At 70.9% G+C, this 23985-nt stretch carries 20 protein-coding genes; 8 read left to right on the top strand and 12 right to left on the bottom strand.

All coding sequences use genetic code 11. The features are described from left to right. Positions 1–23: 23 nt before the first annotated feature. A complete protein-coding gene (locus OKJ99_RS15395) occupies positions 24–923 on the bottom strand; it encodes a LysR family transcriptional regulator (protein ID WP_326016768.1) in 900 nt (299 codons plus the stop codon). A 157-nt stretch (positions 924–1080) separates the two neighbouring features. On the opposite strand from OKJ99_RS15395, the gene OKJ99_RS15390 reads away from it, so the two are divergent. From OKJ99_RS15390 to OKJ99_RS15380, 3 genes are read left to right on the top strand one after another with little or no spacing between them, the layout of a single operon-like run. Continuing rightward, positions 1081–2505: a M20 family metallopeptidase gene (locus tag OKJ99_RS15390; RefSeq protein WP_326016767.1), complete on the top strand. Its 1425-nt coding sequence runs from the start codon at positions 1081–1083 to the stop codon at positions 2503–2505. Further along, a complete protein-coding gene (locus OKJ99_RS15385) occupies positions 2502–3800 on the top strand; it encodes an MFS transporter (protein WP_326016766.1) in 1299 nt (432 codons plus the stop codon). Before OKJ99_RS15390 ends, OKJ99_RS15385 begins: the two co-directional genes overlap by 4 nt. 51 nt (positions 3801–3851) lie before the next feature. Beyond that, entirely contained in the window at positions 3852–4859 is a 1008-nt protein-coding gene (locus OKJ99_RS15380) for a 1-aminocyclopropane-1-carboxylate deaminase (RefSeq protein WP_326016765.1), read from the top strand. Here OKJ99_RS15380 and OKJ99_RS15375 read toward each other — a convergent pair. Together OKJ99_RS15375 and OKJ99_RS15370 are read right to left on the bottom strand one after the other, a co-directional pair. Beyond that, positions 4838–5731, bottom strand: coding sequence for an NAD(P)H-binding protein (locus tag OKJ99_RS15375; RefSeq protein WP_326016764.1), 894 nt, complete (start codon positions 5729–5731; stop codon positions 4838–4840). The genes OKJ99_RS15380 and OKJ99_RS15375 overlap by 22 nt on opposite strands. Before the next feature lie 50 nt (positions 5732–5781). After that, entirely contained in the window at positions 5782–7674 is a 1893-nt protein-coding gene (locus tag OKJ99_RS15370; protein ID WP_326016763.1) for an alkyl/aryl-sulfatase, read from the bottom strand. Positions 7675–7795: 121 nt separating this feature from the next. On the opposite strand from OKJ99_RS15370, the gene OKJ99_RS15365 reads away from it, so the two are divergent. Beyond that, the gene (locus OKJ99_RS15365; RefSeq protein WP_326016762.1) at positions 7796–8344 is read left to right on the top strand and encodes a DapH/DapD/GlmU-related protein; all 549 of its coding nucleotides are present in this window, start codon (positions 7796–7798) and stop codon (positions 8342–8344) included. A 12-nt stretch (positions 8345–8356) separates the two neighbouring features. Here OKJ99_RS15365 and OKJ99_RS15360 read toward each other — a convergent pair whose 3' ends face one another. Then, on the bottom strand, positions 8357–8782 hold the full coding sequence (locus OKJ99_RS15360; RefSeq protein WP_326016761.1) for a nitroreductase/quinone reductase family protein: 426 nt from the start codon (positions 8780–8782) through the stop codon (positions 8357–8359). A 115-nt stretch (positions 8783–8897) separates the two neighbouring features. Here OKJ99_RS15360 and OKJ99_RS15355 point away from each other — a divergent pair, with 115 nt between their 5' ends. Next, positions 8898–9341 carry a MarR family winged helix-turn-helix transcriptional regulator gene (locus OKJ99_RS15355; protein ID WP_326016760.1) on the top strand — a complete coding sequence of 148 codons (444 nt, stop codon included), beginning with the start codon at positions 8898–8900 and terminating at the stop codon, positions 9339–9341. 9 nt (positions 9342–9350) lie between these two features. Here the strand turns inward: OKJ99_RS15355 and lysA are convergent, their stop codons facing one another. Beyond that, positions 9351–10688, bottom strand: a complete 1338-nt coding sequence (lysA, locus tag OKJ99_RS15350) for a diaminopimelate decarboxylase (protein ID WP_326016759.1) — start codon at positions 10686–10688, stop codon at positions 9351–9353. Between the two features lie 16 nt (positions 10689–10704). Then, the gene (locus tag OKJ99_RS15345) at positions 10705–11097 is read right to left on the bottom strand and encodes an SAV_915 family protein (protein ID WP_326016758.1); all 393 of its coding nucleotides are present in this window, start codon (positions 11095–11097) and stop codon (positions 10705–10707) included. Positions 11098–11385: 288 nt separating this feature from the next. On the opposite strand from OKJ99_RS15345, the gene OKJ99_RS15340 reads away from it, so the two are divergent. Continuing rightward, a complete protein-coding gene (locus tag OKJ99_RS15340; RefSeq protein ID WP_326016757.1) occupies positions 11386–11952 on the top strand; it encodes a universal stress protein in 567 nt (188 codons plus the stop codon). Positions 11953–11976: 24 nt separating this feature from the next. Here OKJ99_RS15340 and OKJ99_RS15335 read toward each other — a convergent pair whose 3' ends face one another. Genes OKJ99_RS15335 through OKJ99_RS15325 form a run of 3 tightly spaced genes read right to left on the bottom strand, consistent with a single transcriptional unit; the run spans position 11977 to position 18022 of the window. Continuing rightward, complete coding sequence (locus tag OKJ99_RS15335; RefSeq protein ID WP_326016756.1) at positions 11977–13950, bottom strand: enoyl-CoA hydratase; 1974 nt, start codon at positions 13948–13950, stop codon at positions 11977–11979. Beyond that, positions 13947–16859 (bottom strand): FAD-binding and (Fe-S)-binding domain-containing protein, encoded by a 2913-nt coding sequence (locus OKJ99_RS15330; RefSeq protein ID WP_326016755.1) that lies wholly within the window; start codon positions 16857–16859, stop codon positions 13947–13949. Before OKJ99_RS15330 ends, OKJ99_RS15335 begins: the two co-directional genes overlap by 4 nt. Further along, the gene (locus OKJ99_RS15325) at positions 16856–18022 is read right to left on the bottom strand and encodes a pyridoxal-phosphate-dependent aminotransferase family protein (RefSeq protein WP_326016754.1); all 1167 of its coding nucleotides are present in this window, start codon (positions 18020–18022) and stop codon (positions 16856–16858) included. The genes OKJ99_RS15330 and OKJ99_RS15325 overlap by 4 nt, the downstream gene beginning before the upstream one ends. Before the next feature lie 144 nt (positions 18023–18166). Between OKJ99_RS15325 and OKJ99_RS15320 the strand changes: the two genes are divergently transcribed. Together OKJ99_RS15320 and OKJ99_RS15315 are read left to right on the top strand one after the other, a co-directional pair. Beyond that, entirely contained in the window at positions 18167–18907 is a 741-nt protein-coding gene (locus tag OKJ99_RS15320; protein WP_326016753.1) for an IclR family transcriptional regulator, read from the top strand. A 126-nt stretch (positions 18908–19033) separates the two neighbouring features. Further along, entirely contained in the window at positions 19034–20446 is a 1413-nt protein-coding gene (locus tag OKJ99_RS15315; RefSeq protein WP_326016752.1) for an SLC13 family permease, read from the top strand. A gap of 7 nt (positions 20447–20453) precedes the next feature. On the opposite strand, the gene OKJ99_RS15310 is transcribed toward OKJ99_RS15315, so the two are convergent. From OKJ99_RS15310 to kdpB, 3 genes are read right to left on the bottom strand one after another with little or no spacing between them, the layout of a single operon-like run. Next, the gene (locus tag OKJ99_RS15310) at positions 20454–21146 is read right to left on the bottom strand and encodes a response regulator (protein WP_326016751.1); all 693 of its coding nucleotides are present in this window, start codon (positions 21144–21146) and stop codon (positions 20454–20456) included. 38 nt (positions 21147–21184) lie between these two features. Then, on the bottom strand, positions 21185–21835 hold the full coding sequence (locus OKJ99_RS15305) for a potassium-transporting ATPase subunit C (RefSeq protein WP_326016800.1): 651 nt from the start codon (positions 21833–21835) through the stop codon (positions 21185–21187). Between the two features lie 24 nt (positions 21836–21859). Then, the gene (gene kdpB / locus OKJ99_RS15300; protein WP_326016799.1) at positions 21860–23956 is read right to left on the bottom strand and encodes a potassium-transporting ATPase subunit KdpB; all 2097 of its coding nucleotides are present in this window, start codon (positions 23954–23956) and stop codon (positions 21860–21862) included. Positions 23957–23985: the final 29 nt, after the last annotated feature.

Below are 23985 nucleotides of genomic sequence, written 5' to 3'. Positions count from 1 at the left end.
TGGTCACCGGCGTCCGAGACCAGTCACACCGCCCGGTGCCCCAGCGCATCGACGACCCGGTCCATGAAGTCCGCCGCGGCGGGCGAGAGTTCGCGGCCGGCGCGGCACTGGACCTGGAGGGTGCGCTGGCGGAACTCCTTCTCCTCCAGGGGGACGGCGGCCAGCGCCCGGCGGTCGGACGGGCCCAGGGTGACGCGGCTGGCCAGGGTGACCGCGCTGCTGGCGCGCACGAAGCGCAGGAGGGCGTCCACCGTCGTGCACTCGAAGACGCCCTCCACCGTGAGCTGGTGGGCCGCCGCCGAGGCCTCCAGGAGCAGCCGGCTCGTGGTGTCCGTCGAGGGCAGGGCCACCGGGTGCTCGACGAGGTCGCGCACCGAGACCGCCGGCTTGTCCGCGAGCGGGTGGCCCCTGCGGACGATCGCGCAGAGCGGTGCCTCTTGCGTGTAACGGATCGAAACACCCGCAGGCAGCGCGATGTTGAAGGTGACGCCGAGGTCGGCGATGCCCTCCGCCACCATCTGGGTAGCCTCCGTCGGCCGTGCCACGTGCAGGATGACGCGGGCCTCCGGGTGCTCCGCGTGGAAGCCGGCCGCGACGTCGGGCAGCAGATGGTGGGTGACACCGATGGTGGCGGCGACCGTGATCACGGCGCGGGTCGTCCGGCGCTGATGCACCTCCTCGGTGAACGCCTCGGCGTCCTGGATCGCCCGCCGCGCGAAGCCCGCGAACGCCCGCCCGGCCGGGGTGGCGATGACACCACTGGGCAGACGGTCGAAGAGCGGGGCGCCCACCTCCCGTTCCAGCCGGGCGAGTTGACGGCTCACCGCGGAGCCCGCGACGAAGAGACGACGTGCCGCCGCGTTCACCGAGCCCGTCTCGAAGACGGCGACGAAGTACTTCAGGGCCGGGTCGACCAGCGGCATTGGATGTCTCCCCGCACGCTCCGCGCGCGCCTGTTCGTATACATATCCGGGCAGCAAGCGTTGCCTCTGCGGCAACGCACGCGTTCCCATATTGTCACCGACGGACCTCCCACCGCCCCTTGTTGGCCTGCTCCGAGCGGTGCCACCGTCGTGGCCCATGAGCAGACAGGACGCGATCGACAGCGCAGCACACCACTTCGACTCCGGGACGTTCCTCGAAGAACTCACCCGCCTCGTCGCGGTCCCGACCGAGAGCCACGACCCGCGCCAGGAACCCGCGCTGCACCGCTACTTGGCCGAGGAGACCACTCCCCGCCTCGAACGCATGGGGTTCACCGTCGAGATCGCGGACAACCCCGTCTCCGCCCGCCACCCGTTCCTGGTCGCCCGCCGCACCGAGGCCGAGGGCCTGCCCACGCTGCTCACCTACGGTCACGCGGACGTACAGCCGGGGCACCCCGACCGCTGGCGCGAAGGGCTCGACCCCTGGCGGCTCACCGTCGAGGGCGAGCGCTGGTACGGGCGCGGCGTCGCCGACAACAAGGGGCAGCACCTGGTCAATCTCGTCGCCCTGGAGCAGGTCATCGGGCAGCGGGACGGGCGGCTCGGCTACAACGTGGTGCTGCTGCTTGAGACCGGCGAGGAGTTCGGCTCCCCCGGCCTCGCCGAGTTCTGCGAGCAGCAGCGCGACCGGTTGCTGGCCGCGGACCTGCTCATCGGCTCCGACGGCCCCCGCGTCGCGCAGGACCGGCCCACCGTCTTCCTCGGCTCCCGCGGCGCCGCGAACTTCACCCTCGGCCTCAACCTGCGCGAGGGGTCCCACCACTCGGGCAACTGGGGCGGGCTGCTGCGCAACCCCGGCACCGTCCTGGCCAACGCGATCGCCTGCCTCGTGGACGACCGTGGCAGCATCCGCGTCGAGGGCCTGCGCCCCGCCGGGATCCCCGACGAGGTGCGCCGCGCCCTCGCGGACATCCCCGCCGGCACCGACGGGCCGACGCCCGATCCCGGCTGGGGCGAGCCGGGGCTCACCCCGAACGAGCGCCTCTTCGCATGGAACACCATCGAGGTCCTCGCCATGACCACGGGCCAGCCGGACAACCCCACCAACGCCATCCCCGGCAGCGCCCGCGCCCACTGCCAGCTCCGCTTCGTCGTCGGCCTGGAGTCGTCCGAGGTGGAGCAGGCGCTGCGCAAGCACCTCGACGAGCACGGCTTCGACATGGTCGAGGTCACCGCCGACTACGGCATGGAGGCGTCGCGCCTCGACCCGGACAACCCCTGGGTGCGCTGGACGCTCGACTCGCTGGAGCGCACGACCGGCACGCCGCCCGCGCTCCTGCCCAACCTCGCGGGATCGCTGCCCAACTCCGCGTTCTCCCGCGGCCTCGGCCTGCCCACCGTGTGGGTTCCGCACTCCTACCCGGGCTGCTCCCAGCACGCCCCCGACGAGCACCTGCCCGCCCCGCTCGTCCGCGACTCGCTCCAGGTGATGGCCGGCCTCTTCTGGGATCTCGCCGAACTCGCCGCTCACGGCACCTGGCCCCCGCAGGCCCCTTCCACCGACGGGAACACCCCATGAGCGCACCACCAGCGAGAACCGCGGCACGGGCGAGCACCACCCCGAGCCCAGGGAAGATCATCACCGCGGCGTGTGTCGGCAACGCCCTGGAGTGGTACGACATCGCGGTCTACAGCTACTTCGCGACGTACCTCTCGAAGGTCTTCTTCACCAATGACGACCCGGCGGTGTCGCTGCTCCTCACCCTCGGCACCTTCGGTGTCTCCTTCCTGATCCGGCCGGTGGGCGCTCTCGTCCTGGGTTCGTACGCCGACCGGGCGGGCCGAAAGGCGGCACTGACCTGGTCGATCGGGCTGATGGCGGTGGGCACGCTGCTGATCTGCGTGATGCCGTCGTACGCGGCGATCGGCGTGGTCGCGCCCATCGGCATCCTGCTCGCCCGGCTCATCCAGGGCTTCGCGGCGGGTGGCGAGTTCGGCAGCGCGACGGCCCTGATGGTCGAGTTCATGCCGAACCGGCGGGGTTTCGCAGCCAGTTGGCAGTTCACCAGCCAGGCCGCCAGCACGCTGCTCGCGGCCCTCCTCGGCACCGTGCTCACCTCGACGCTCAGCGAGGACCAGCTCACCTCATGGGGCTTCAGGATCCCGTTCCTCATCGGCCTGCTCGTGGCGCCCGTGGGCCTCTACATCCGCCGCAACGTGCCCGAGCCGCCCACCACCGCCACCGCCTCCACCGCGGAGGCGGCCACCGCCCGGCCGGTGCGCACCATGCTGCGCGAGCACAAGGCCGGCGTGCTGCTCACCATCGGGCTGCTCGCCGTCACGACCTGCCTCAACTACCTGATCACGTACATCCCGACGTACGCGACGAAGACCCTGGGCCTCCCGGACTCCACGGGATTCATCGCGGCGCTCGCCGGTGGCCTGGTACTGCTGGTGGTGACGAGTGTGGCCGGTCACTTCTCCGACCGGGTGGGCCAGATCGCGATCATGATTCCGGCGGCGGGCGCGGTCCTGCTGCTGATCTACCCGATGTTCGCGCTCCTCGTGGCCGCGCCCTCGCTGGCCCTGCTGATCGGCGTCGTCATGGTGATGGCACTCTTCAAGGGCTGCTATTACGGTCCCATGGGCGCTCTCATGGCGGGCATCTTCCCGGCCGAAACCCGCGCCACCGGGATGGCCGTGGGCTACAACATCGGTGTCACCGTCTTCGGCGGCTTCACCCCGATGATCGCGGCCTGGCTGCTCGATACGACCGGGCAGTCCGCGGCCCCCAGTTACTGGGTGGCGTTCGCCGCCGTGGCGAGCCTGACCAGCCTGTTCGTGCTGCGCCGCCGCGCCCTGCACGCCCACTGACCAGTCCCCGACGACCAGCGCCCGACGGGCCCGCCCACGCAAGGAGTCCCCATGTCCCTGAACGACTTCGAGCGCCACCCCCTCCTGTTCGGCCCCAGCCCCGTGCACCCGCTGGACCGGCTCAGCGCCCACCTCGGCGGCCCGCGCGTCTGGGCCAAGCGGGAGGACTGCAACGCCGGGCTCGCCTTCGGCGGCAACAAGACCCGCAAGCTGGAGTATCTGATCCCCGACGCGCTCGCCCAGGGCGCGGACACGCTCGTCAGCATCGGCGGCGTACAGTCCAACCACACCCGGCAAGTGGCCGCCGTCGCCGCCAAGTTGGGCCTGAAGGCCGTGCTGGTGCAGGAGAGCTGGGTCGACTGGCCGGACGCGGTCAACGACAAGGTCGGCAACATCCTGCTCTCCCGGATCATGGGAGCCGACGTACGCCTGGTCGAGGCCGGGTTCGGTATCGGCTTCAAGGACAGCTGGCAGCAGGCCCTGGACGACGTACGCGCCTCGGGCGGCACCCCGTACGCGATCCCCGCCGGCGCCTCCGACCATCCGCTCGGCGGCCTCGGCTTCGCGAACTGGGCGTACGAAGTGGAGCAGCAGGAACGCGAGTTGGGCGTCTTCTTCGACACGGTCGTCGTGTGCAGCGTCACCGGCAGCACACATGCGGGCATGATCGCCGGGTTCGCGGGGCAGGACAGGCCACGCCGGGTGATCGGCATCGATGCCTCGGCGAAACTCGACGAGACCCGCGCCCAGGTGGCGAAGATCGCCCGCTCCACCGCCGAACTCATCGACCTCGGGCGGGAGTTGCACGAGGACGAGATCACCGTCCTGGAGGGCTGGGCCGGTGACCGCTACGGCATCCCGGTCGAGTCCACCGTGGACGCGATCCGGCTGACCGGTGAACTGGAGGGCGTGCTCCTCGACCCGGTGTACGAAGGCAAGTCGATGGCCGGGCTCATCGATCTCGTGCGCGGCGGTGACATCCCCAGGGACTCGAACGTCCTGTACGCACACCTCGGCGGACAGCCGGCGCTGAACGCCTACAGCGGCATCTTCCACTGATCGGTGGCCCACTCGCGGAACGTCCGCGCGGGCACCCCGAGGACATCGGCCACCGTGGTCGTCACGTACGCCGGGTGCCCCTCGCTCGCGCCCCACGCGTCGAGCAGCATGTCGACGACCGGCCGCGGCCAGACACCTTCGGTGGCGCGCCGGAACTCGTCGGGCGTGAGCTCCTCGAAGGGGACCGGGCGGCCGATGACGTCGCCGATCACGCGCACCTGCTCCGCGTGGGTGAGTGCCTCGGGCCCCGTGAGGACGTAGTCGCCGCCGGTGTGCCCGTCCTCGTACAGGGTGCGGGCCGCCACGGCGGCGAGGTCGCGCTCGTCGATCGGGGCGGTCCCGACGTCGACGTAGGGCCACCGGACGGGTTCGCCGGCGTTGATGGTGGCCTCCCACCACAGGCGTACGTTCGAGGCGAACATGCCGGGCCTGAGGATCGTGGAGTCGAGCCCGGAGGCCGCGATCAGGCGCTCGATCGCGGCGTGCAGATCGGCCATCGGGTTGGGCTGCTGGAAGAACGGGTGCGGTGTCCGGTGCGGCGAGGAGAGGAAGACGATCCGTCGTGTGTAGGCCGCGATCCGCTCGATGACGGCCCCGGCCGTGGCGGGCGGCGCCGTCCACAGGAGGAACACCGAGCGCACGCCCCGCAGTGCGGGGTCGAGCGAGGCGGGGTCGGCGAAGTCGCCCGCCACGACCTCGACCCCGGCCGGGAGGTCCGCGGCCGCGGGATCGCGCGTGAGCGCCCGCACGGGCACGCCCGCCGCCAGGAGTTCGTCGACCACCGCCCGGCCGATCCGGCCGGTGGCTCCCGTGACCAGGACGGGGTGTGCCCCGCCCTGGTCTTCGTCCGTCTGCTGTGCCTTGTCGTTCATCACGGGAGCCATAATAACGTAACCGAGTTACATTTTTTACCTGGTGAAGTTCACGGGGTGACGATCGCGAAGTCCCGGTCGCCGGGGTCGAGCACCGAGGCGAGTCGGCCGAGCACCGAAGCGTCGCCCTGGACCTGCACACCCGCCCGCTTCAGGCCCTCGGGGGTCAGGCCCGTGACGGCCAGTGCGGACAGGGACTGGGCCTCGCCGCTGAGGGAGACATCGGCCGCGGTCCTCTGGGACGCGGCGCTGTAGGTGAGCACACCATTGGCGAGGCGGAGCCGGTAGCGCTCGTCGACATCCGTGAGCTGGACGTCGATGCTGAGCTTCTCGTCCCAGGCCCTGGGCCCGTCGACCTGGATCGCGATGGCGTCGAACAGCATCGTCGGGCTGAGGTTCGCGATCACGTCGGCCGACGCGGCGACGGTGGGGGTGCCGAACTGGCCGTCGCGCAGTTCGGTGGCGCCGGAGAGGTAGAAGTTGCGCCAGGGACCGTTCTCCGCGCCGTAGCCGAGCTGCTCGTAGGTGTCGGCGAGCAGTTCGCGCGCCGCCGAGTGGTCGGGCTCGGCGAACACGACATGGCTGAGCACCTCGGCGGCCCACCGGTAGTCGCCCGCGTCGAAGGAGCCGCGCGCCTTGTCCACGACGGTGTCGGCGCCGCCCATGAACTCGACGTAGCGCTTGCCCGCCTCGACGGGCGGGTGCTGCCACAGATGGGCCGGGTTGCCGTCGAACCAGCCCATGTAGCGCTGGTAGATGGCCTTGAGGTTGTGGCTGACGGAGCCGTAGTAGCCGCGGGCGTTCCAGGCGTTCTCCAGGGCGGGCGGCAGTTGCAGGTGTTCCGCGATCTCGCTGCCGGTCCAGCCCTTGTTGATCAGGCGGAGCGACTGGTCGTGGAGGTAGCCGTACAGGTCGCGCTGGCACTCCAGGAACTCGACGACGCGCTCCTGACCCCAGGTCGGCCAGTGGTGCGAGGCGAAGACGACGTCGCTCTTGTCGCCGAAGAGGTCGATGGTCTCCGTGAGGTAGTGCGACCAGCCGTGCGGGTCGCGGACCACGGCGCCGCGCAGGGTCAGCAGGTTGTGCAGGGTGTGCGTGGCGTCCTCGGCCGCGCACAGGGCCCTGAAGTCGGGGAAGTGGATCAGCATCTCCGACGGTGCCTCGGTGTCGGGCGCCATCTGGAAGACCATGCGCACCCCGTCCACGGTCTCCTCGTGGCCCGTCGTCGTGATGGACAGCGTCGGCGGGATCAGCGTGACACCGCCGGTCGAGGTCGTCTGTCCGAGCCCGGCGCCGACCGCCCCTTGCGGCCCGCGGGCGAGCGCCGCCCCGTACATGTAGGAGGCACGGCGGGCCATGGCGGTGCCCGCGTACACGTTCTCGGCCACGGCGTGCTCGGTGAAGCCCTCCGGCGCGATGACGGGTACGCGCCCGGCGTCGACGTCCTCCTGCGTGGTGACACCCTTGACGCCGCCGAAGTGGTCGGCGTGCGAGTGGGTGTAGACCACGGCGGCGACCGGACGCTCGCCGCGGTGCTCCCGGTACAGCTCCAGCGCCGCCGCGGCCGGCTCCTTCGACAGCAGCGGGTCGATCACGATGACACCGGTGTCGCCCTCGATGAACGTGACGTTCGACAGGTCGAGGCCGCGCACCTGGTAGATGCCCTCGACGACCTCGAACAGGCCGTGTTCCGCGGAGAGTTGGGACTGCCGCCACAGGCTCGGGTTCACGGTGTCGGGGGCGTCGCCCTTGAGGAAGGCGTACGTGTCGTTGTCCCACACGACGCGCCCGTCCTCGGCGGTGACGGCGTTCGGTGCGCGCCGGGCGATCAAACCCCGCTTGGCGTCCTCGAAGTCCTGGGTGTCGGAGAACGGAAGACGTGCACGCAGTTCCGTCTGCCGCTGCGTGATGGACGGTTGCGCGGCGTTGGGCGTCGAAGTCATATCGATAGATTCACACCTTTACGCCCCGAATGCGTGGCACGACGCGCACAACCAACCGTTGTGCCTGCGCGCCATGTTCGTTGTTTGATCCCGGCATCCGCCGATGGCTTGGATGACTGCCATGCCCGATCAGGATCGCCTCTACGTCCACACACCCGAGTTCGCGCGCGTAGCCGAGCGCATCGAGCACGTCACCACGCTGACCTCACGGCTGAACGTCCTGCCCTTCGACGACAAGACCGCACGCGCGGCGCTGCTCTCCGACATCGTCGGCAAGCCGGTGCCCGACTCCGTCACCGTCTACCCGCCCTTCTACACGGACTTCGGACTCCGCATCGAGTTCGGCGAGCACGTCTTCGTGAACCAGGGATGCACGTTCCTCGACCAGGGCGGGATCAGCCTGGGCGACGGCGTGCTGATCGGGCCGAAGACCAATCTGATCTCCGCCAACCATCCGATCCGCGCGTCCGAGCGACCCGAGTACTTCACGCGGGCACCCATCACGATCGAGGCCGACGCATGGCTCGGCGCGTCGGTGACGGTACTGCCCGGCGTCACGATCGGCCGCGGTGCCGTGGTCGGCGCCGGAGCCGTGGTCACCAAGGACGTACCACCGGACACGCTGGTGACCGGGCCTGCGGCGGCCGTGCGCAAGCGCTGGGAGGACTGAGACCCGGCGCGCCTATGCGCGCTCGCTCCCCGTGACCGTGATGCGGAAGGCGGGGTGGTCGGCCGGGTCCGGGAGTGTCTCGAAGGTCTTGGCGACGTTCGGGAGCTTGCCGAACTGCCCCAGGTAGGCCTCCATGAGCGCCTGGAGCTCGGACGGGCCGACCTCGACCGCCGTGAACTGCTCGACGCGGCCGCGCCGGGTGAGGCGGCCCGACTTGCTGGCGCGCAGATTGCGGGACCATTCGGTGTCGCCGTAGGCCGCCAGCAGGTATTCCGCGCCGCCGTGGTCCAGCACGGCCACGGGGGTGGAGCGCCAGGCGCCGGTGGTGCGTCCGGGGACCGACAGCAGGCTGACCACCTTGGGCTTGACCAGGCGCGCCATGCGTCCGCCGATGACGCGCGCCGCCCACGGCGGGCGCAGGTAGTTCCTGGTGGACATGGTGGGACCTCTTCTCCTCCGACGGGTGCGCCGTGACGCCCCCTCCTCACCCTCCAAGGGTAGACGCCTAATGCTTAGACATCAAACGTTTCGACATCGCTGCTAAGGTTCGGACATGCAGCAGCCCGCCTCCCCGCCCCTCGGCCTCCAGCTGAGCCAAGCCGCCCGCACGGTCAGCCGGGCCTTCGAAGAAGCGCTGGAGGAGGCCGACGGCTCGCTGCCGGTGTGGCTGATCCTGCTGAACCTGAAGACCGGGCGCCCCGCCAATCAGCGCCGGCTGGCCGAGGCGGTCGGCGTCCGGGACGCGACCCTCACGCACCATCTCAACGCGATGGACAAGCGGGGCCTGATCACCCGGCGCCGCGACACCACGAACCGGCGCATCCACGTGGTGGAGCTGACCGAGGCGGGCGAAGCGGCCTTCACGCGCATGCGGAAGGCCGCGGCCACCTTCGACCGCGGCCTCAACACGGGCCTTTCGGACGCCGACCGCGCCGAATTGAGCCGACTGTTGCAGCACCTCGCACGGAACGTGGGCACCGAGCGGACCGGAGCGTGAAGAAAGGGCCTACAGGCCCACGTCGCGGCTGTGGATGTCCTCCAACGACTCACGGCGCACGAGGAGTCGGGCGCGCCCGTCGCGGACCGCGACCACCGGCGGCCGGCCAACGGCGTTGTAGCCGGAGGCCATCGACAGGTGGTAGGCACCGGACACCGGCACGGCGATCAGATCACCGGCCCGTACGTCATCGGGGAGACGGGCATCCGCGGCGAGCACGTCACCGGCCTCGCAGTGCCGGCCGACGACCGTGACCGGGGCGAGGTCCGCGCTGCCCCGGCGGCCGACCAGGCGCGGCGCGTAGCGCACCCCGTACAGCGCGGGCCGCGGGTTGTCGCTCATGCCCCCGTCGACCGCGACGAAGGTGCGGCCGCCGGTGTGCTTGACGGACACGACGCGGTACAGGGCGACCCCCGCGGGCCCCACGACGGCCCGGCCCGGCTCGATGATCAGGCGCGGCACCGTGAGCCCGGCCGCCGCGCACGCCTCGGTCAGCTCGGCGCGGACCTTGCGGGCCAGGCGGGTGAGGTCCATGGCGGGCTCGCCGGGACGGTAGGCGATGCCGTGCCCGCCGCCGAGGTCCAGCTCGCGCAGCACGAGGCCGTGCTGCTCCTTCAGCCGGGCCATCAGACCCACCATGCGGCGCACCGCCGCCAGGTACGGCTTGACATCGGCGATCTGGGAGCCCAAGTGGCAGTGCAGGCCGGTGAGTTCGAGCTGCGGCTGGTCGAGGATTCGGGCGATGGCGTGCTGGGCGTAGCCGTCACTGATGGACAGACCGAACTTCTGGTCCTCGGTGCCGGTACGGATCTTGTCGTGGCCTCCCGCGCTGATGCCGGGAACCACGCGGACCATCACCTTCTGGTGACCGTCGGGGCCGACCGCCGCGGCGATCCGGGCGATCTCCGAGGGGCTGTCGATGACGATGCGGCCGACGCCGTACCACAGGGCCCGCTTCAGGTCGTGCGGCGTCTTGGCGTTGCCGTGCAGGACGATCCGGTCGGCGGGGAAGCCCGCGGTGACCGCGAGTTCCAGCTCACCGGCGGAGCAGACGTCGAGGCCGAGGCCCTCGTCCGACACCCAGTGCGCCATCGCGCGGCACAGGAAGGCCTTGGCCGCGTAGTGGACCTCGGCCTCCGGGAAGGCGTCGCGATAGGTCCGGCAGCGGTGGCGGACCTCGCCCTCGTCGAGGACATACGCAGGTGTGCCGTAGCGGCCCGCGACCTCCGCGAGCGACACACCACCGACGGCCGCGTCGCCGGGGCGCGGTTCCGTGGTGGAGCTCGGCCACACCGACAGGTCGTCGGGCGCCGCGGTAGTGGTGACGGGTTCGTGAATGGTGGTCATCGTGTCTCGCCCTTCCTCAGCCGATCCAGTACGACAGCGCCATGGCGAGGGCGGCGACCCCGGCTCCCCGGAGCGCGCCGCTCGCCTGCGGGTTCCGTGCGCGGTGGTGCGGACTCGGAACCGGGGCGGGGGCGGAGAGTTGGGGGTCCACCGTGACGGTGGCGGCGCCGAGCGGCGCGGTCATGGCGCGCAGGGCGGGCTCGGCCAGCCGGATCCACGGCTGGCCGGCGCCGAGGGTGGCGGTCAGCGCACGCTCGGAGGTGAAACCGACGGCCGTGCGGTCACCGAGCGGGGTGCGGAACAGCCGGGCGGCGTGCCCGAGCGGGCCCGGCCGGACGGGAACGAACAGGGGCCCGGCCGGGATCCGTTCGGAGGGTTCCGGGTCCTCGTCGCTCACGGGTTGTGCCATGGGATGCCTCCTGGGGAGTGCGGGTGTCGGTGGCTCACCGAGGACGCTATGCCCGCTCTCCCCCACCTCCGGCACCGTCCTGACGGGACGCTGACGTCGATCGCGGCGATGCTGACGCGCTGGTGACGGGCGCGGCTCCGAAGGTGTCCCGCGGCCGTCAGGAGTGCGCCAAGAAGCGGCGGGAGGTCTTGGCGCGGGCCAGGGCACAGGAGTCACATGGAGCAGGTACGGACAAGAGACGACCGCCGACCGGGCACCCCGCGGCGGCAGTTGACGGAGCGTGAAGCGATGCCCGGTTCCGACGCGACCCCGGCTCCGCCCGCCACCCGTGTCGTGGTGGGAGTGACCGGAACCCCGGGCAGCCGCGCCGCCCTGCGCCGGGCAGCCGACGAGGCCCGCCGCCGGCAGGCCGCACTCTGGGCGGTGCTCGCCTGGCAGCCACCAGGCGGCGAACTCCACGCACGCCGGGCCCCCGCCATCCCGCTCGCGGGAGCCGACTGGGAGAACCTCGCCCGGACGACGCTCGTCACCGCCGTCCGCGAGGTGTTCCCCGAAGGGCCGGGCGTTCCCCTGCGGGCCGTTCTGGCCCGCGGCACACCCGGCAGGGCCCTGGCCGAGTCCGCCGATCGCGAGGACGACCTCCTCGTCATCGGCGCCGGACACCACGGCCTACTCCACCGGGCGCTCCGCACCTCGGTGAGCCGCTACTGCGTCGCCCACGCCGTCTGCCCGGTCCTCACCGTCCCGCCGCCCCCGCTGGAGGCCGATCTCGCGCTGGCCCACCGCCGAAACGTATGGCGACTGCGCCTGGACACCCGGCACTTCGCACGGGAGACCGGGCCACCCGCCGGCTGACGGGACACGGGGCACGGGACACACCTACCGTCCTTCCCACCGCGGCTTCCGCTTCTCCAGGAACGCCGCCACGCCCTCCCCGAAGTCGCGGCTGCCGTAGACACGGGCGTACAGGTCCTCGGCGTGGCCGGGGGCGGAGGCGGCCAGCACGCGGCGGTCCGCCTCCTTCAGGGCCGCCAGGGTGAGCGGGGCGCAGCGGGCGATGTCCGCCGTGAGCTCGGCGAGGCGTGTGTCCAGGTCGGCCGGGTCGACGATGTCCGCCACGAAGCCGGACTCGTACGCTTCCGTGGCCGTGATCAGCCGGCCGGCGAGGAGGGCCCGCAGTACGCGGGCGCGGCCGAGGCCCGCGTAGAGGCGGGACATCATGGCGGGGGAAAGGCAGTTGCCGAGCGTGCGGCCGATGGGGGCGCCGAAGACCGCGTCCGGGGTGCACAGCACCACGTCGCAGCAGCTCGCGAGGGCGCTGCCCGCGCCGACCGCCGGACCTTCGACCGCGGCGACGACGGGCATCCGCAGCCCCGCGAGCCGGTCGACGGCGAGGCCGACACGACGCTCGTACGCCACACCGTCCTCGCCGCTCGCGAAGTCTCGGAACTCGCGGATGTCGGTGCCGGCCGCGAACGCACGCCCGCCCGCACCGCGGAGCACCGCGAGGCGGATGTCGGGGTCGGCGTCGATCTCCTGGCAGGCGCGTTCCAGTTGGTCGTACATGCGCAGGGTCATCGCGTTGCGCCGGTCGGGGTTGGCGAGGGTGAGATGGGCGGCGTACGTGTCGGTTCCGGGGACCGCGTGGCGGGTCCAGGTGACGGAGCCTTCGCCCGCGTCGTCGTCTGCCGTCAACTCCGGTCCCTTTCCGAGGAGTTCACCGTTGTGCTCGCCGAGCACCGGTGGGTGGCGGCGCAACGTCGCCGGGGTGCGGGCGAGCTTCACCGGGAAGCCGACGACGCGGCTGCGGCCGTCGACCGGGTGGTCGTACTCCTCGACCATGCCGCGGGCCCGCGCGTGCGGGTCGTGCTCCAGGATCTGCCCGTAGTCGAGGATCGGTCCCGCGGGGACGCCCGCGTCGAGGAGCTGGGCGACGCACTCCTCGGTGCTGGTGGCCGCGAGCCGGCCTTCGAGAAGGGCGATCAGTTCGGCGCGGTGGCCCATCCGGTCCGTGTTGGTCGCGAACCGCTCGTCGTCCGCGAGGTGTTGGAGGTCGAGGGCCTCGCACAGCCGCAGCCACAGCCGCTGGTTGTTCGCGGCGATGGTGGCGTGGTCGTCCTTGGTGCGGACGACCTGGTAGGGAGCGGACATGCGATGCGCGGAGCCGAGACGCTGCGGGGGCTCGCCGCCGGCGAAGTACTCGACCGACTCCCACACCGACATCGCCAACACCGCCTCGTACAGGGAGGTTTCGAGGTACTGGCCCTCCCCCGTACGCAGCCGGTGGACGTGCGCGGCGGCGATGCTCAGCGCGCACAGCATGCCCGCGCCGAGGTCGCCCACGGGCAGCCCGCACTTGACCGGCGGCCCGTCGGGGTCGCCGGTGACACTGACGGCGCCCGCCATGCCCTGCGCGATGAGGTCGTAGCCGGGCCGGTCGGCGTACGGGCCGTACTGGCCGAAGCCGGAGATCGAGGCGTAGATGATGTCGGGCCGGACCTCGCGGACGGCTTCGTAGCCGACACCGAGGCGGTCGGTGACACCGGGCCGGAAGTTCTCCACGACGACGTCCGCGTCGGCGACGAGCCGGAAGAACTCCGCGCGGTCGGCGTCGGTGCGCAGATTGAGGGTGACACTGCGCTTGTTGCGGTTGAGGGCGTGGAAGGCGGGGGTGTCGCTGCCGGGCCGCGGTGTGCCCATGGAGGTGCGGGTCTGGTCGCCGCCCTCCGGTGACTCGATCTTGATGACGTCCGCGCCGAGGTCGGCGAGCAGCATCGTGCAGTACGGGCCCGCCATGACCTGGGTGAGGTCGAGGACGCGGACGCCGTCCAGCGCACCTGCGGTGACGGTCATCGCAACGCCTCCCGTATCAGCTGGAGCGGGTGCACGGCCGTGCGCTCCGTGCCGTGGTGGATCTGCTGGCGGCAGGAGACACCGGTGGCGGCGAGCACGGTGTCGTCCGGTTCGGCCCGCACCGCGGGGAAGAGCCGGTCCTCGCCGACCGCCATGGACGTGTCGTAGTGCTCGGCCTCGAAGCCGAAGGAGCCCGCCATCCCGCAGCATCCGGCGTCGAGTTCGACGACCTCGGCGCCCGGGATGCGCTGGAGGAGCGCGACGGTGGCCGCGGTGCCGACCTCGGCCTTCTGGTGGCAGTGGCCGTGGAAGAGGATGCGGCGGCCCGCGGGCCCGGCGTCGTCCCGCAGCTGGAGCCTGCCGTCGTCGATGGCCTCGGTGAGCAGTTCCTCCAGCTGCTTCACCCGTCCGGACACGTCGGCGACGGCCGGGTCTCCGGGCAGCAGGGCACGGTGTTCGTCGCGCAGGGTCAGCAGGCACGAGGGTTCGCAGCCGACGATGGGGCCTTCCCCTGCGTCCGCGAGGCGGTGCACGAGATCCCCGGCCTGTGCCTTCGCCTGGTCGAGCAGACCCTTGGAGAAGGCGGCGCGGCCGCAGCAGCCGCCGCTCTCCAACTGCACGTGCCAGCCCGCTCGTTCGAGGAGTTCGACGGCGGCGCGGCCGACGTCCGGGTCGGTGTAGGTGGTGAAGGAGTCGGCGAGGAGGGTGACGGTGCCCTGGCTGCCCGCCACGCTCGCCGGCCTGCGCCGGAACCACGTCACGAGGTTGCGGCGGGCGAACACGGGCAGTGGCCGGGCGCGGGCGATGCCGAGTCCGCGCTCCAACAGCCGCCTGGGGAGCGGGAGGTTGGAGAGGGGCGCGGTCGCGGAGCCCAGCCGGTTGAGGCGGCGGATGGCGCCGAAGACCCGGGACCGGAGGGGCGTGCCGTGCTGTTCGTGATGGTGGGCCAGGGTCTCGGCCTTGAGCGTGGCCATGTCGACGCCCAGTGGGCACTCGCTCTTGCACGCCTTGCACATCAGGCACAGGTCGAGGACCTCGTGCAGCCCCTCGTCGCCGAGCGCCGCCTTCGGGTCGGGCTCGGAGAGCGCCTTGACGAGGGCGTTGGCGCGGCCGCGCGTGGAGTCGTGTTCGTGCTTGGTGACCATGTACGAGGGGCACATGGCGCCCGTGTCGCTCTTGCGGCACAGGCCGATGTTCATGCACCGGTCGGCGGCGCCGCGCATGCCGCCGCCCCCGAGGACCTCGAAGTCGAGGTGGGTACGCAGGGGTGGCGCGGGCGGCAGTGCCGCGTCGCGGAGGTGCTCGGTCATCGCCGGGGCGTCGACGATCTTTCCGGGGTTCAGCCGGTTCTCCGGGTCGAAGAGGCCCTTGACCTCGCGCATCGCCTCGTACAGGTCGTCGCCGTACAGCTCGCGGTTGAACTCGCTGCGGGCCAGGCCGTCGCCGTGCTCGCTGGAGTTGACGCCGCCGTACTCCCGTACCAGTTCCTTGATCTCCTCGGCGACCGCCCGCATCGTCCGCACCTGGGCGGGGTCGGCGACGTCGACGAAGGGCCTGATGTGCAGACAGCCGACCGAACAGTGGCCGTAGAAACCGGCGTTGAGGCCGTGCCGGTCCAGGACCTGCTTGAAGCGGCGGGTGTAGGCGGCGAGGTGCTTCGGGTCGACCGCGGTGTCCTCGATGAAGGCCAGTGGGCGCCGGGTGCCCTCGCTCGCGGCCATCAGCAGTCCGAGGCTGGACTTGCGGACCTTGAGCAGCCCGGACTGCTGGGCGGGGGTGACGGCCTGGAGCGTGTGGTAGCCGTGACCGTGCCGCTTCCAGAGCGCGGTCAACTCCTGTAGGCGGCCGTTGAGTTCGCCGTCATCGTCGGCGGAGTCACCGGTGAAGCTGACGAAGAGCAGGGCCTCCGGGTCGCCTTCGAGGATGCTTCCGAGCGCGGCGTACTCGATCTTCTGCCGGGAGAGGTCGAGGATCGTCCGGTCCATCATCTCGACGGCGGCCGGATCGAGGCCAAGGGCGTCCTCGGTCGCCTCGATCGCCCCGGCGACGGAGGTGAAGTGGCCGACGGCGATGACCGTACGGGCGGGTTTGGGCACGAGGTCGACCAGGGCGCGGGTGGCGACGACGAGGGTGCCCTCCGAGCCGACGACGAACTTCGCGAGGTCGAAGGGGGGCTCGCCGCCGGGGCCGGGGAGCCGGTCGAGGCGGTAGCCGCCCGAGCGCCGCCAGTACGCGGGGAAGTCCGAGGCGATCGAGGCGGCGTGCGCGTCCACGATCCGGGGGAGCTCGCGATAGAGCCGCCCCTCCAGGGTGTCGAGTCCTGCGCGGCGGGCGCGCTCCGCCTCGTCGACGGGGGCGAGCCTGGCCGTGGTCCCGTCCGAGAGGACGACGTCCAGTTCCCGGATGTGGTCGATGGTCATGCCGTAGCGGATCGAGCCGCTGCCCGCGGAGTTGTTGCCTGCCATGCCGCCGATGGTGGCGCGGTTGCTGGTGGAGGTGTCCGGGCCGAACATCAGGCCGTGCGGTGCGGCGGCCCGGTTCAACTGGTCCTGAACGACGCCGGGTTCGACGAGTGCGGTGCGCGCGTCGGCGTCGAGTTCGACGATGCGGTGCATGTGCCGGGAGAGGTCGAGGACGAGGCCTGGGCCCACGGTCTGTCCGGCCAGGCTGGTCCCGGCGCCCCGGGGCACCAGCGGCACACCGTGCGCGGCGGCCGCCGCGACCGCGGCCCGTACGTCGTCGGCGTGGCGCGGGAAGACGACGCCCTGCGGCTCGATCGCGTACATGCTGGCGTCGCGGGAGAACAGGTGCCGGGTGTAGTCGTCGAAGGCGACCTCGCCTTCGAGGTCCCGGCGCAGCGCGGCCTCAAGGTCGCGGGCGGCGGTGCGGACTTCGCTGGGGGCCGTCATCGCAGCACGTCCAACGCCGCTTCGAGGCCGCGCCGTTGGACCGGCATCCCGGAGAGTTCGAGGCCCATCTGCACTCCGGCGAGCGTGCCCGCGAGGGTCAGGTCGTTGAAGTTGCCGAGGTGGCCGATGCGGAAGACACGGCCGGCGAGCCGTCCGAGGCCGGAGCCGAGTGACATGTCGAAGCGCTCCAGGATGACCTTGCGGAGCTTGTCGGCGTCGTGGCCCTCGGGCATCAGCACGGCGGTGAGTGAGCCGGAGTGCTCGCGCTCGTCGGCGCACAGCACCTCAAGTCCCCAGCCCCGCACGGCGGCGCGGGTGGCGGCGGCGTGGCGGGCATGCCGGGCGAAGACGTTCTCCAGGCCCTCCTCCTCCAGCATGCGCAGCGCCTCGTCCAGGCCGTAGAGGAGGTTGGTGGCCGGCGTGTACGGGAAGGCGCCCTTGGCGTTGGCGTCGATGACCGGCTGCCAGCGCCAGAAGGAGGCGGGGAGCCGGGCGGTCCTGGAGGCGGCGAGGGCCTTGTCGCTCACGGCGTTGAAGCTGAGGCCCGGCGGCAGCATCAGTCCCTTCTGCGAGCCGGCGACGGTGACATCGACGCCCCACTCGTCGTGCCGGTAGTCGATGGAGCCGAGCGAGGAGATGGTGTCGACGAACAGCAGGGCGGGGTGGCCCACGGCGTCGATCGCCGCGCGCAGTTCGGGGATGCGGCTGGTGACACCGGTCGATGTCTCGTTGTGGACGACGCAGACCGCCTTGATGCGGTGGTCGGTGTCGGCGGCGAGCCGCTCGGCGAGCGCCTCCGGGTCCGCGCCGTGCCGCCAGTCACCGGGCAGCGCGTCCGTATCGGCGTCCAGGCCGAGACCGCGGGCCATCTCGCGCCAGAGCACAGCGAAGTGCCCGGTCTCGAAGGACAGCACCCGGTCGCCGGGGCTGAGGGTGTTGACCAGCGCGGCCTCCCAGGCGCCGGTGCCGGAGGCGGGGTAGACGACGACGGGCCCCGCCGTACCGAACACCGGTTTCAGAGCGCCGAGCAGACGCTTCGTCAGCTCGGCGAACTCCGGGCCGCGGTGGTCGATGGTGGGCGCCGCCATGGCGCGCAGGACCCGGTCGGGGACGTTCGTGGGGCCGGGGATCTGCAGGAAGTGGCGGCCGGTGCGGAGCGTCATGCGGTCGACTCCTCAAGGGTGTTGTGCCGTGTGATGGCACGCCGTACCGTGAAGCGGCACGTGGAGCGTAGGCTTCCCGTCGCCGACGCGTCAACGGCCGCGTACGGGTCGCCGGTTGGGATCAACGACGCGTGAGGACTCGCGATGATGCAGAACGTGGCCAACACCCTGCGGGCGCTCGAGGAAGTGGCCGCCCGGCAGCCCGTCGGCGTCGCCGACCTGGCCAGGGCCCTGGACCTGCCGAAGAGCTCCGTCCAGCGCTCGCTCGTCACGCTGCACACCACGGGCTGGATCCGCCCCGCCGGAGGAGCCCCCACCCGCTGGGTGGTGACCACCAAGGCGCTGCACGTCGGACGGCACGCCACCGACGAGCTGGGCCTGCGCGACGCCGCGCTCCCCGTGATGGAGGAACTGCGCCAACGGACCGACGAGACGGTCCACTTGGCGGTCCGCGAGGGCGGGAGCGTGCTGCTCGTCGAGCGGCTCCAGACGAGCAAGGCCGTACGCATCATCCTGCCGCTCGGCCAGGACCTGCCGATGCACGCCTCGGCCAACGGCAAGGCGGTGCTCGCCGCCGACCCCGACGACGCGGTCGAGCGCTACCTCGACGAGGGACTGCCGCGCTACACCGGCACCACCGTCACCGACCGGGAGCAACTCCTCGCGGAGGTACGGGAGATCAGGGCGCGCGGCTACGCGACGAACTCGGGCGAGTGGCGCGCGGACGTCTCTGCGGTGGCCTCGGCCGTACTCGGAACGGGGGGCCTGCCGGTGGCCAGCGTCAGCGTCAATGTGCCGACGAGCCGGATGACCGAGGACGCGGCCGCCACCTTCGGTGACCTGGTGCAGGAGGCGGCGCGCACGATCAGCGCCCGAATCTCCTGATGTGCAAGGTGTCTTGACGCGCCATCAGACACATTCCATACTCTCGCCCCAACCCCGAAACCCAGATTCCGGATTCCGGAATGTCCTGAATGTGTGGTGACCACCGACCGAAGGCGAGGAAGCCTCGTGTCAGATCAAGTCATCTCCATCATCGGCCTTGTGCTCGTGTTCGTCATTGCAACTTTCTCCAAGGTGCACATGGGCGTCATCGCCATCGTCGCCGCGTTCGTCGTCGGTACCGCCGTCGCCGGTGAGTCGGCGGATGAGCTGTTCGCCGGCTTTCCCGGCGATCTGTTCGTGGTGCTCGTCGGTGTCACGCTGCTGTTCGCGATCGCCAAGAACAACGGCACCGTGGACTGGCTCGTGCAGGCCTCGACCCGTGCCGTGCGCGGCCGGATCGCCCTCATCCCGTGGGTGATGTTCCTGATCACGGGGGCGCTGACGGCCTCCGGAGCGGTCGTCCCCGGCGCGGTGGGCATCATGGCGCCCATCGGCATGGGCTTCGCCGTGCGCCACAAGATCAACCCGATCCTGATGGGCCTGCTCATCATCAACGGCGCCAGTGCGGGCGGCTTCTCGCCGATCAGCATCTTCGGCACCATCACCAACGGCGTGGTGCAGCGGGAGGACCTGCCCGGCAGCGAGGGCATGCTCTTCCTGACCTCGTTCCTCTTCAATCTGGCGCTGAGCGTGATCGTCTTCTTCCTTTTCGGCGGCCGGGGGCTCATCGGCCGACGAGCGGAGAGCGTGACCGGCAAGCCGGCCGACGAGAGTGGCGGGGGCGGTGGCGGGGGCGTCCCCGCGCAAGGCACCGCCGCCGACCGGACATCCACTCCGCCGACCCCCACGACCGACGGCACCTCCGGCGCCACCGCGACCGCGACAGCCCCGGCACCCGCCCCGGCACCGGCAGCCGGTGGAGTCGAGGAGGAGATCTACCGCCTCGACCCCGTCCGCGCGCTCACCGTGCTCGGGGTGATCAGCCTGGCCGTCGGCTCGCTCGCCTTCGACCTCGACGTCGGCCTGATGGCCTTCGTGGTCTCGGCCGTCCTGTGCCTCGTCTCCCCCGCCTCCGCGAAGGGGGCCGTCGAGCGCTGCGCCTGGCCCACGGTCCTGCTGGTCTGCGGCATCGTGATGTACGTGAGCCTGATGGACAAGATGGGCACCATCAAGTGGGCCGGCGAGAGCGTCAGCGACCTCGGCACACCCCTCGTCTCGGCGCTGCTCATCTGCGTGATCGGCGGCGTGGTGTCCGCGTTCGCGTCGACGACCGGCATCCTCGGCGCCCTCATCCCGCTGGCCGTCCCGTTCCTCGCCGGGGGCGAGATCGGAGCGATCGGGATGATCAGCGCCCTGGCGATCTCGTCCTCCGTGGTGGACTCCTCGCCGTTCTCCACCAGCGGTGCGCTGACCGTGGCCAGCGCACCGGAGGAGATGCGGGACACCGTTTTCCGACGGTTGATGACATGGGGTCTGAGCATGACCGTGATCGCCCCGCTCGCGACCTGGGTCATCCTCGTGATCCCCGGCCAGTTGTGACGGGGGGTCAGCCCGCTGGATTCTCGAAGCGGTAGCCCATCCCGGGCTCCGTGATCAGGTAACGGGGGTGCGAGGGATCGACCTCCAGCTTGCGCCGCAGCTGCGCCATGTAGACACGGAGGTAGTTGGTCTTGTTGCCCCGCGAGACACCCCACACCTCGTGGAGCAACTGCTTCTGGCTGATGAGCCGGCCGGGGTTGCACACCAGGATCTCCAGCAGGTGCCATTCCGTCGGTGTCAGGCGCACCTCGCGCCTGTCCCGCAGCGCTCTCTTGGCGATCAGGTCGACGGTGAAGTCGTCCGTGGTGACGACGACCGTGTCGGGTGCGAGCGCCGTCGCCTCGGTGCGGCGCACGGCGGCCCGTAGCCGGGCGAACAGTTCGTCCATGCTGAAGGGCTTGGTGACGTAGTCGTCGGCGCCCGCGTCGAGCGCCGCCACCTTCTCGTCGGGGGCCCTGCGCGCGGACAGCACCATGATCGGTACGTGGGTCCAGCCGCGCAGGGCCCTGATCACGTCGACGCCGTCCATGTCGGGCAGCCCCAGGTCGAGGACGACGACGTCCGGCCGGTGGGCAGCGGCCAGGCGGAGCGCGGTGGCCCCGTCGGGGGCCGCGTCGACGCCGAACCTGCGCGCCCGCATGTTGATCACGAGCGCCCGCACGAGCTGCGGATCGTCCTCCACCACCAGTACGCGCGTCATGCCGTTCCCGTTCCGGTCATGTTCCGTCCGGCTCTTCGTCAGCTCTTCGCCGTCAACTGCTTGAGTGCGATGTTGAGTTCGAGGACGTTGACCCGCGGCTCCCCCATGAAGCCGAGGTCCCGGCCGTCCTTGTGCGCGTCGACGAGCTTCTGGACCTGTGCGACGGAGAGGTGGTTCCGCTCCGCGATCCGGTGCACCTGGAGGTCGGCGTACTCGGGGGAGATCGCCGGGTCGAGGCCCGAGCCGGAGGAGGTGACGGCGTCGGCGGGGATGTCGGAGGCCTTCACCTTGTACGTCGCCGTGGAGTTGTCCTTGACGACGGCGGCCTTGGCGGAATCGACCTGCTTGACCAACTCCTTGTTGTCACCGGCGAGGTTGGTGGCACCGGAGAGGATCAGCTTGTACTGGGTGTTCACGCTGTTCTCGCCGAGGCCGTTGGAGGGGCGCGGCTGGAACCACGTGAGGTCCGGCTTGCCGTCCTTGCTGAGGTACGTCTGGCCTATGAGGGAGGAGCCGACGACCTTGCCGTCCGCCTTGATCTCGGATCCGTTGGCCTTGTCGTGGAAGGCCACCTGCGCGATGCCGGTGACCGCGAGCGGGTAGACGACGCCGCAGACGACGGTGAGGACGATCAGGGCGCGCAGCCCCGCCCACAGCAACCGGCCCGTGTTTCCTACCGAGTTGTTCATCGTGATCAACACGCTTTCTAAAGGTCACAGCCCGGGGATGAGGGAGATGAGGAGGTCGATGAGCTTGATGCCGATGAAGGGGGCGACCAGTCCGCCCAGGCCGTAGATCCCGAGGTTGCGGCGGAGCAGCTTGTCCGCGCTCACCGGCCGGTACTGGACGCCCTTGAGGGCGAGCGGGACCAGCGCGATGATGATGATCGCGTTGAAGATGACCGCGGAGAGGATCGCGGAGTCGGGGCTGGACAGCTGCATGATGTTGAGCTTGTCCAGGCCGGGGTAGACCGCCGCGAAGAGCGCCGGGATGATCGCGAAGTACTTGGCGACGTCGTTGGCGATCGAGAACGTCGTCAACGCACCCCGGGTGATGAGGAGTTGCTTGCCGATCTCGACGATCTCGATGAGCTTGGTCGGGTTCGAGTCGAGGTCGACCATGTTGCCGGCCTCCTTCGCGGCCGACGTACCGGTGTTCATGGCGACACCCACGTCGGCCTGCGCGAGGGCGGGCGCGTCGTTGGTGCCGTCACCGGTCATCGCGACGAGCTTGCCGCCCGCCTGCTCCCGCTTGATGAGGGCCATCTTGTCCTCGGGAGTGGCCTCCGCGAGGAAGTCGTCGACGCCCGCCTCCTCGGCGATCGCCTTGGCGGTCAGCGGGTTGTCACCCGTGATCATGACGGTCTTGATGCCCATGCGGCGCAGCTCGACGAACCGTTCGCGCATGCCGTCCTTGACGACGTCCTTGAGGTGGATGACGCCCAGCACTCGCGCACCGTCGGTGTCCTCGACGGCCACGAGCAGCGGTGTGCCGCCGGCCTCGGAGATCAGATTGGCGAGGGTGTCCGCGTCGTCGGCGATGCGGCCGCCCCGCTCCTTGACCCAGCTGATGACCGAACCGGCCGCGCCCTTGCGGATCTTGCGGCCGTCCACGTCGACACCCGACATGCGGGTCTGGGCGGTGAACTCGATCCACTCGGCGCCCGTCAGCTCGCCCTGGTGCCGCTCGCGCAGCCCGTACTTCTCCTTGGCGAGGACCACCACGGAGCGGCCCTCGGGTGTCTCGTCGGACAGCGAGGAGAGTTGTGCGGCGTCGGCGACCTCGGCCTCCGTGGTGCCGCGTACCGGCACGAACTCGGCGGCCTGGCGGTTGCCGAGGGTGATGGTGCCGGTCTTGTCGAGCAGCAGGGTGGAGACGTCTCCCGCGGCCTCGACGGCACGTCCTGACATGGCCAGTACGTTCCTCTGCACCAGGCGGTCCATGCCCGCGATGCCGATCGCGGAGAGCAGCGCGCCGATGGTGGTCGGGATCAGACACACCAGCAGGGCGACGAGGACGACCATGGTGAGGTGTTTGCCCGCGTAGTTCGCGAACGGCGGCAGTGTGGCCACCGCGAGCAGGAAGACGATGGTCAACGAGGCCAGCAGGATGTTGAGCGCGATCTCGTTGGGCGTCTTCTGCCGGGCGGCGCCCTCGACCAGGTTGATCATGCGGTCGATGAACGTCTCGCCGGGCTTCGTCGTGATCTTGACGACGATGCGGTCGGAGAGCACCTTCGTTCCGCCGGTGACCGCGCACCGGTCGCCGCCGGACTCGCGGATGACCGGGGCGGATTCGCCGGTGATCGCGGATTCGTCGACGGAGGCCACGCCCTCGACGACGTCACCGTCGCCGGGGATGATGTCGCCGGCCTCGCAGACGACGAGGTCACCGATCGTCAGCTGCGTGCCGGCGACCTCCTCCTCGCGGTCCCCCGTCAGGCGGCGTGCCACGGTGTCGGTCTTCGCCTTGCGCAGGGTGTCGGCCTGGGCCTTGCCACGGCCCTCGGCGACGGCCTCCGCCAGGTTCGCGAAGATCACCGTCAGCCACAGCCAGGCGCTGATCGTCCAGCCGAACCAGTCGGACGGGTGCAGGCAGGAGAAGACCGTCGTCAGCACGGACCCGATCAGCACCACGAACATCACCGGCGACTTGACCATGATGCGCGGGTGGAGCTTGCGGCAGGCGTCGGGCAGCGACTTCAGCAGCTGCTTGGGGTCGAACAGGCCCCCGCCGACCTTGCCGTCGCCGGGCTTGTGCCCGGTGGGCACGTCCGGGTGGGGCGCCCTGGTGGGTGTGGCAGTGGACATCGTGTCCTCGGAATTCTCGGAACGTTCGG

Source organism: Streptomyces endophyticus (assembly GCF_035798155.1).
In the GTDB taxonomy this organism is placed as follows: domain Bacteria; phylum Actinomycetota; class Actinomycetes; order Streptomycetales; family Streptomycetaceae; genus Streptomyces; species Streptomyces endophyticus.
The sequence above is the reverse complement of the archived record's forward strand: the minus strand, read 5'-3'. Positions and strand labels throughout refer to the sequence as shown.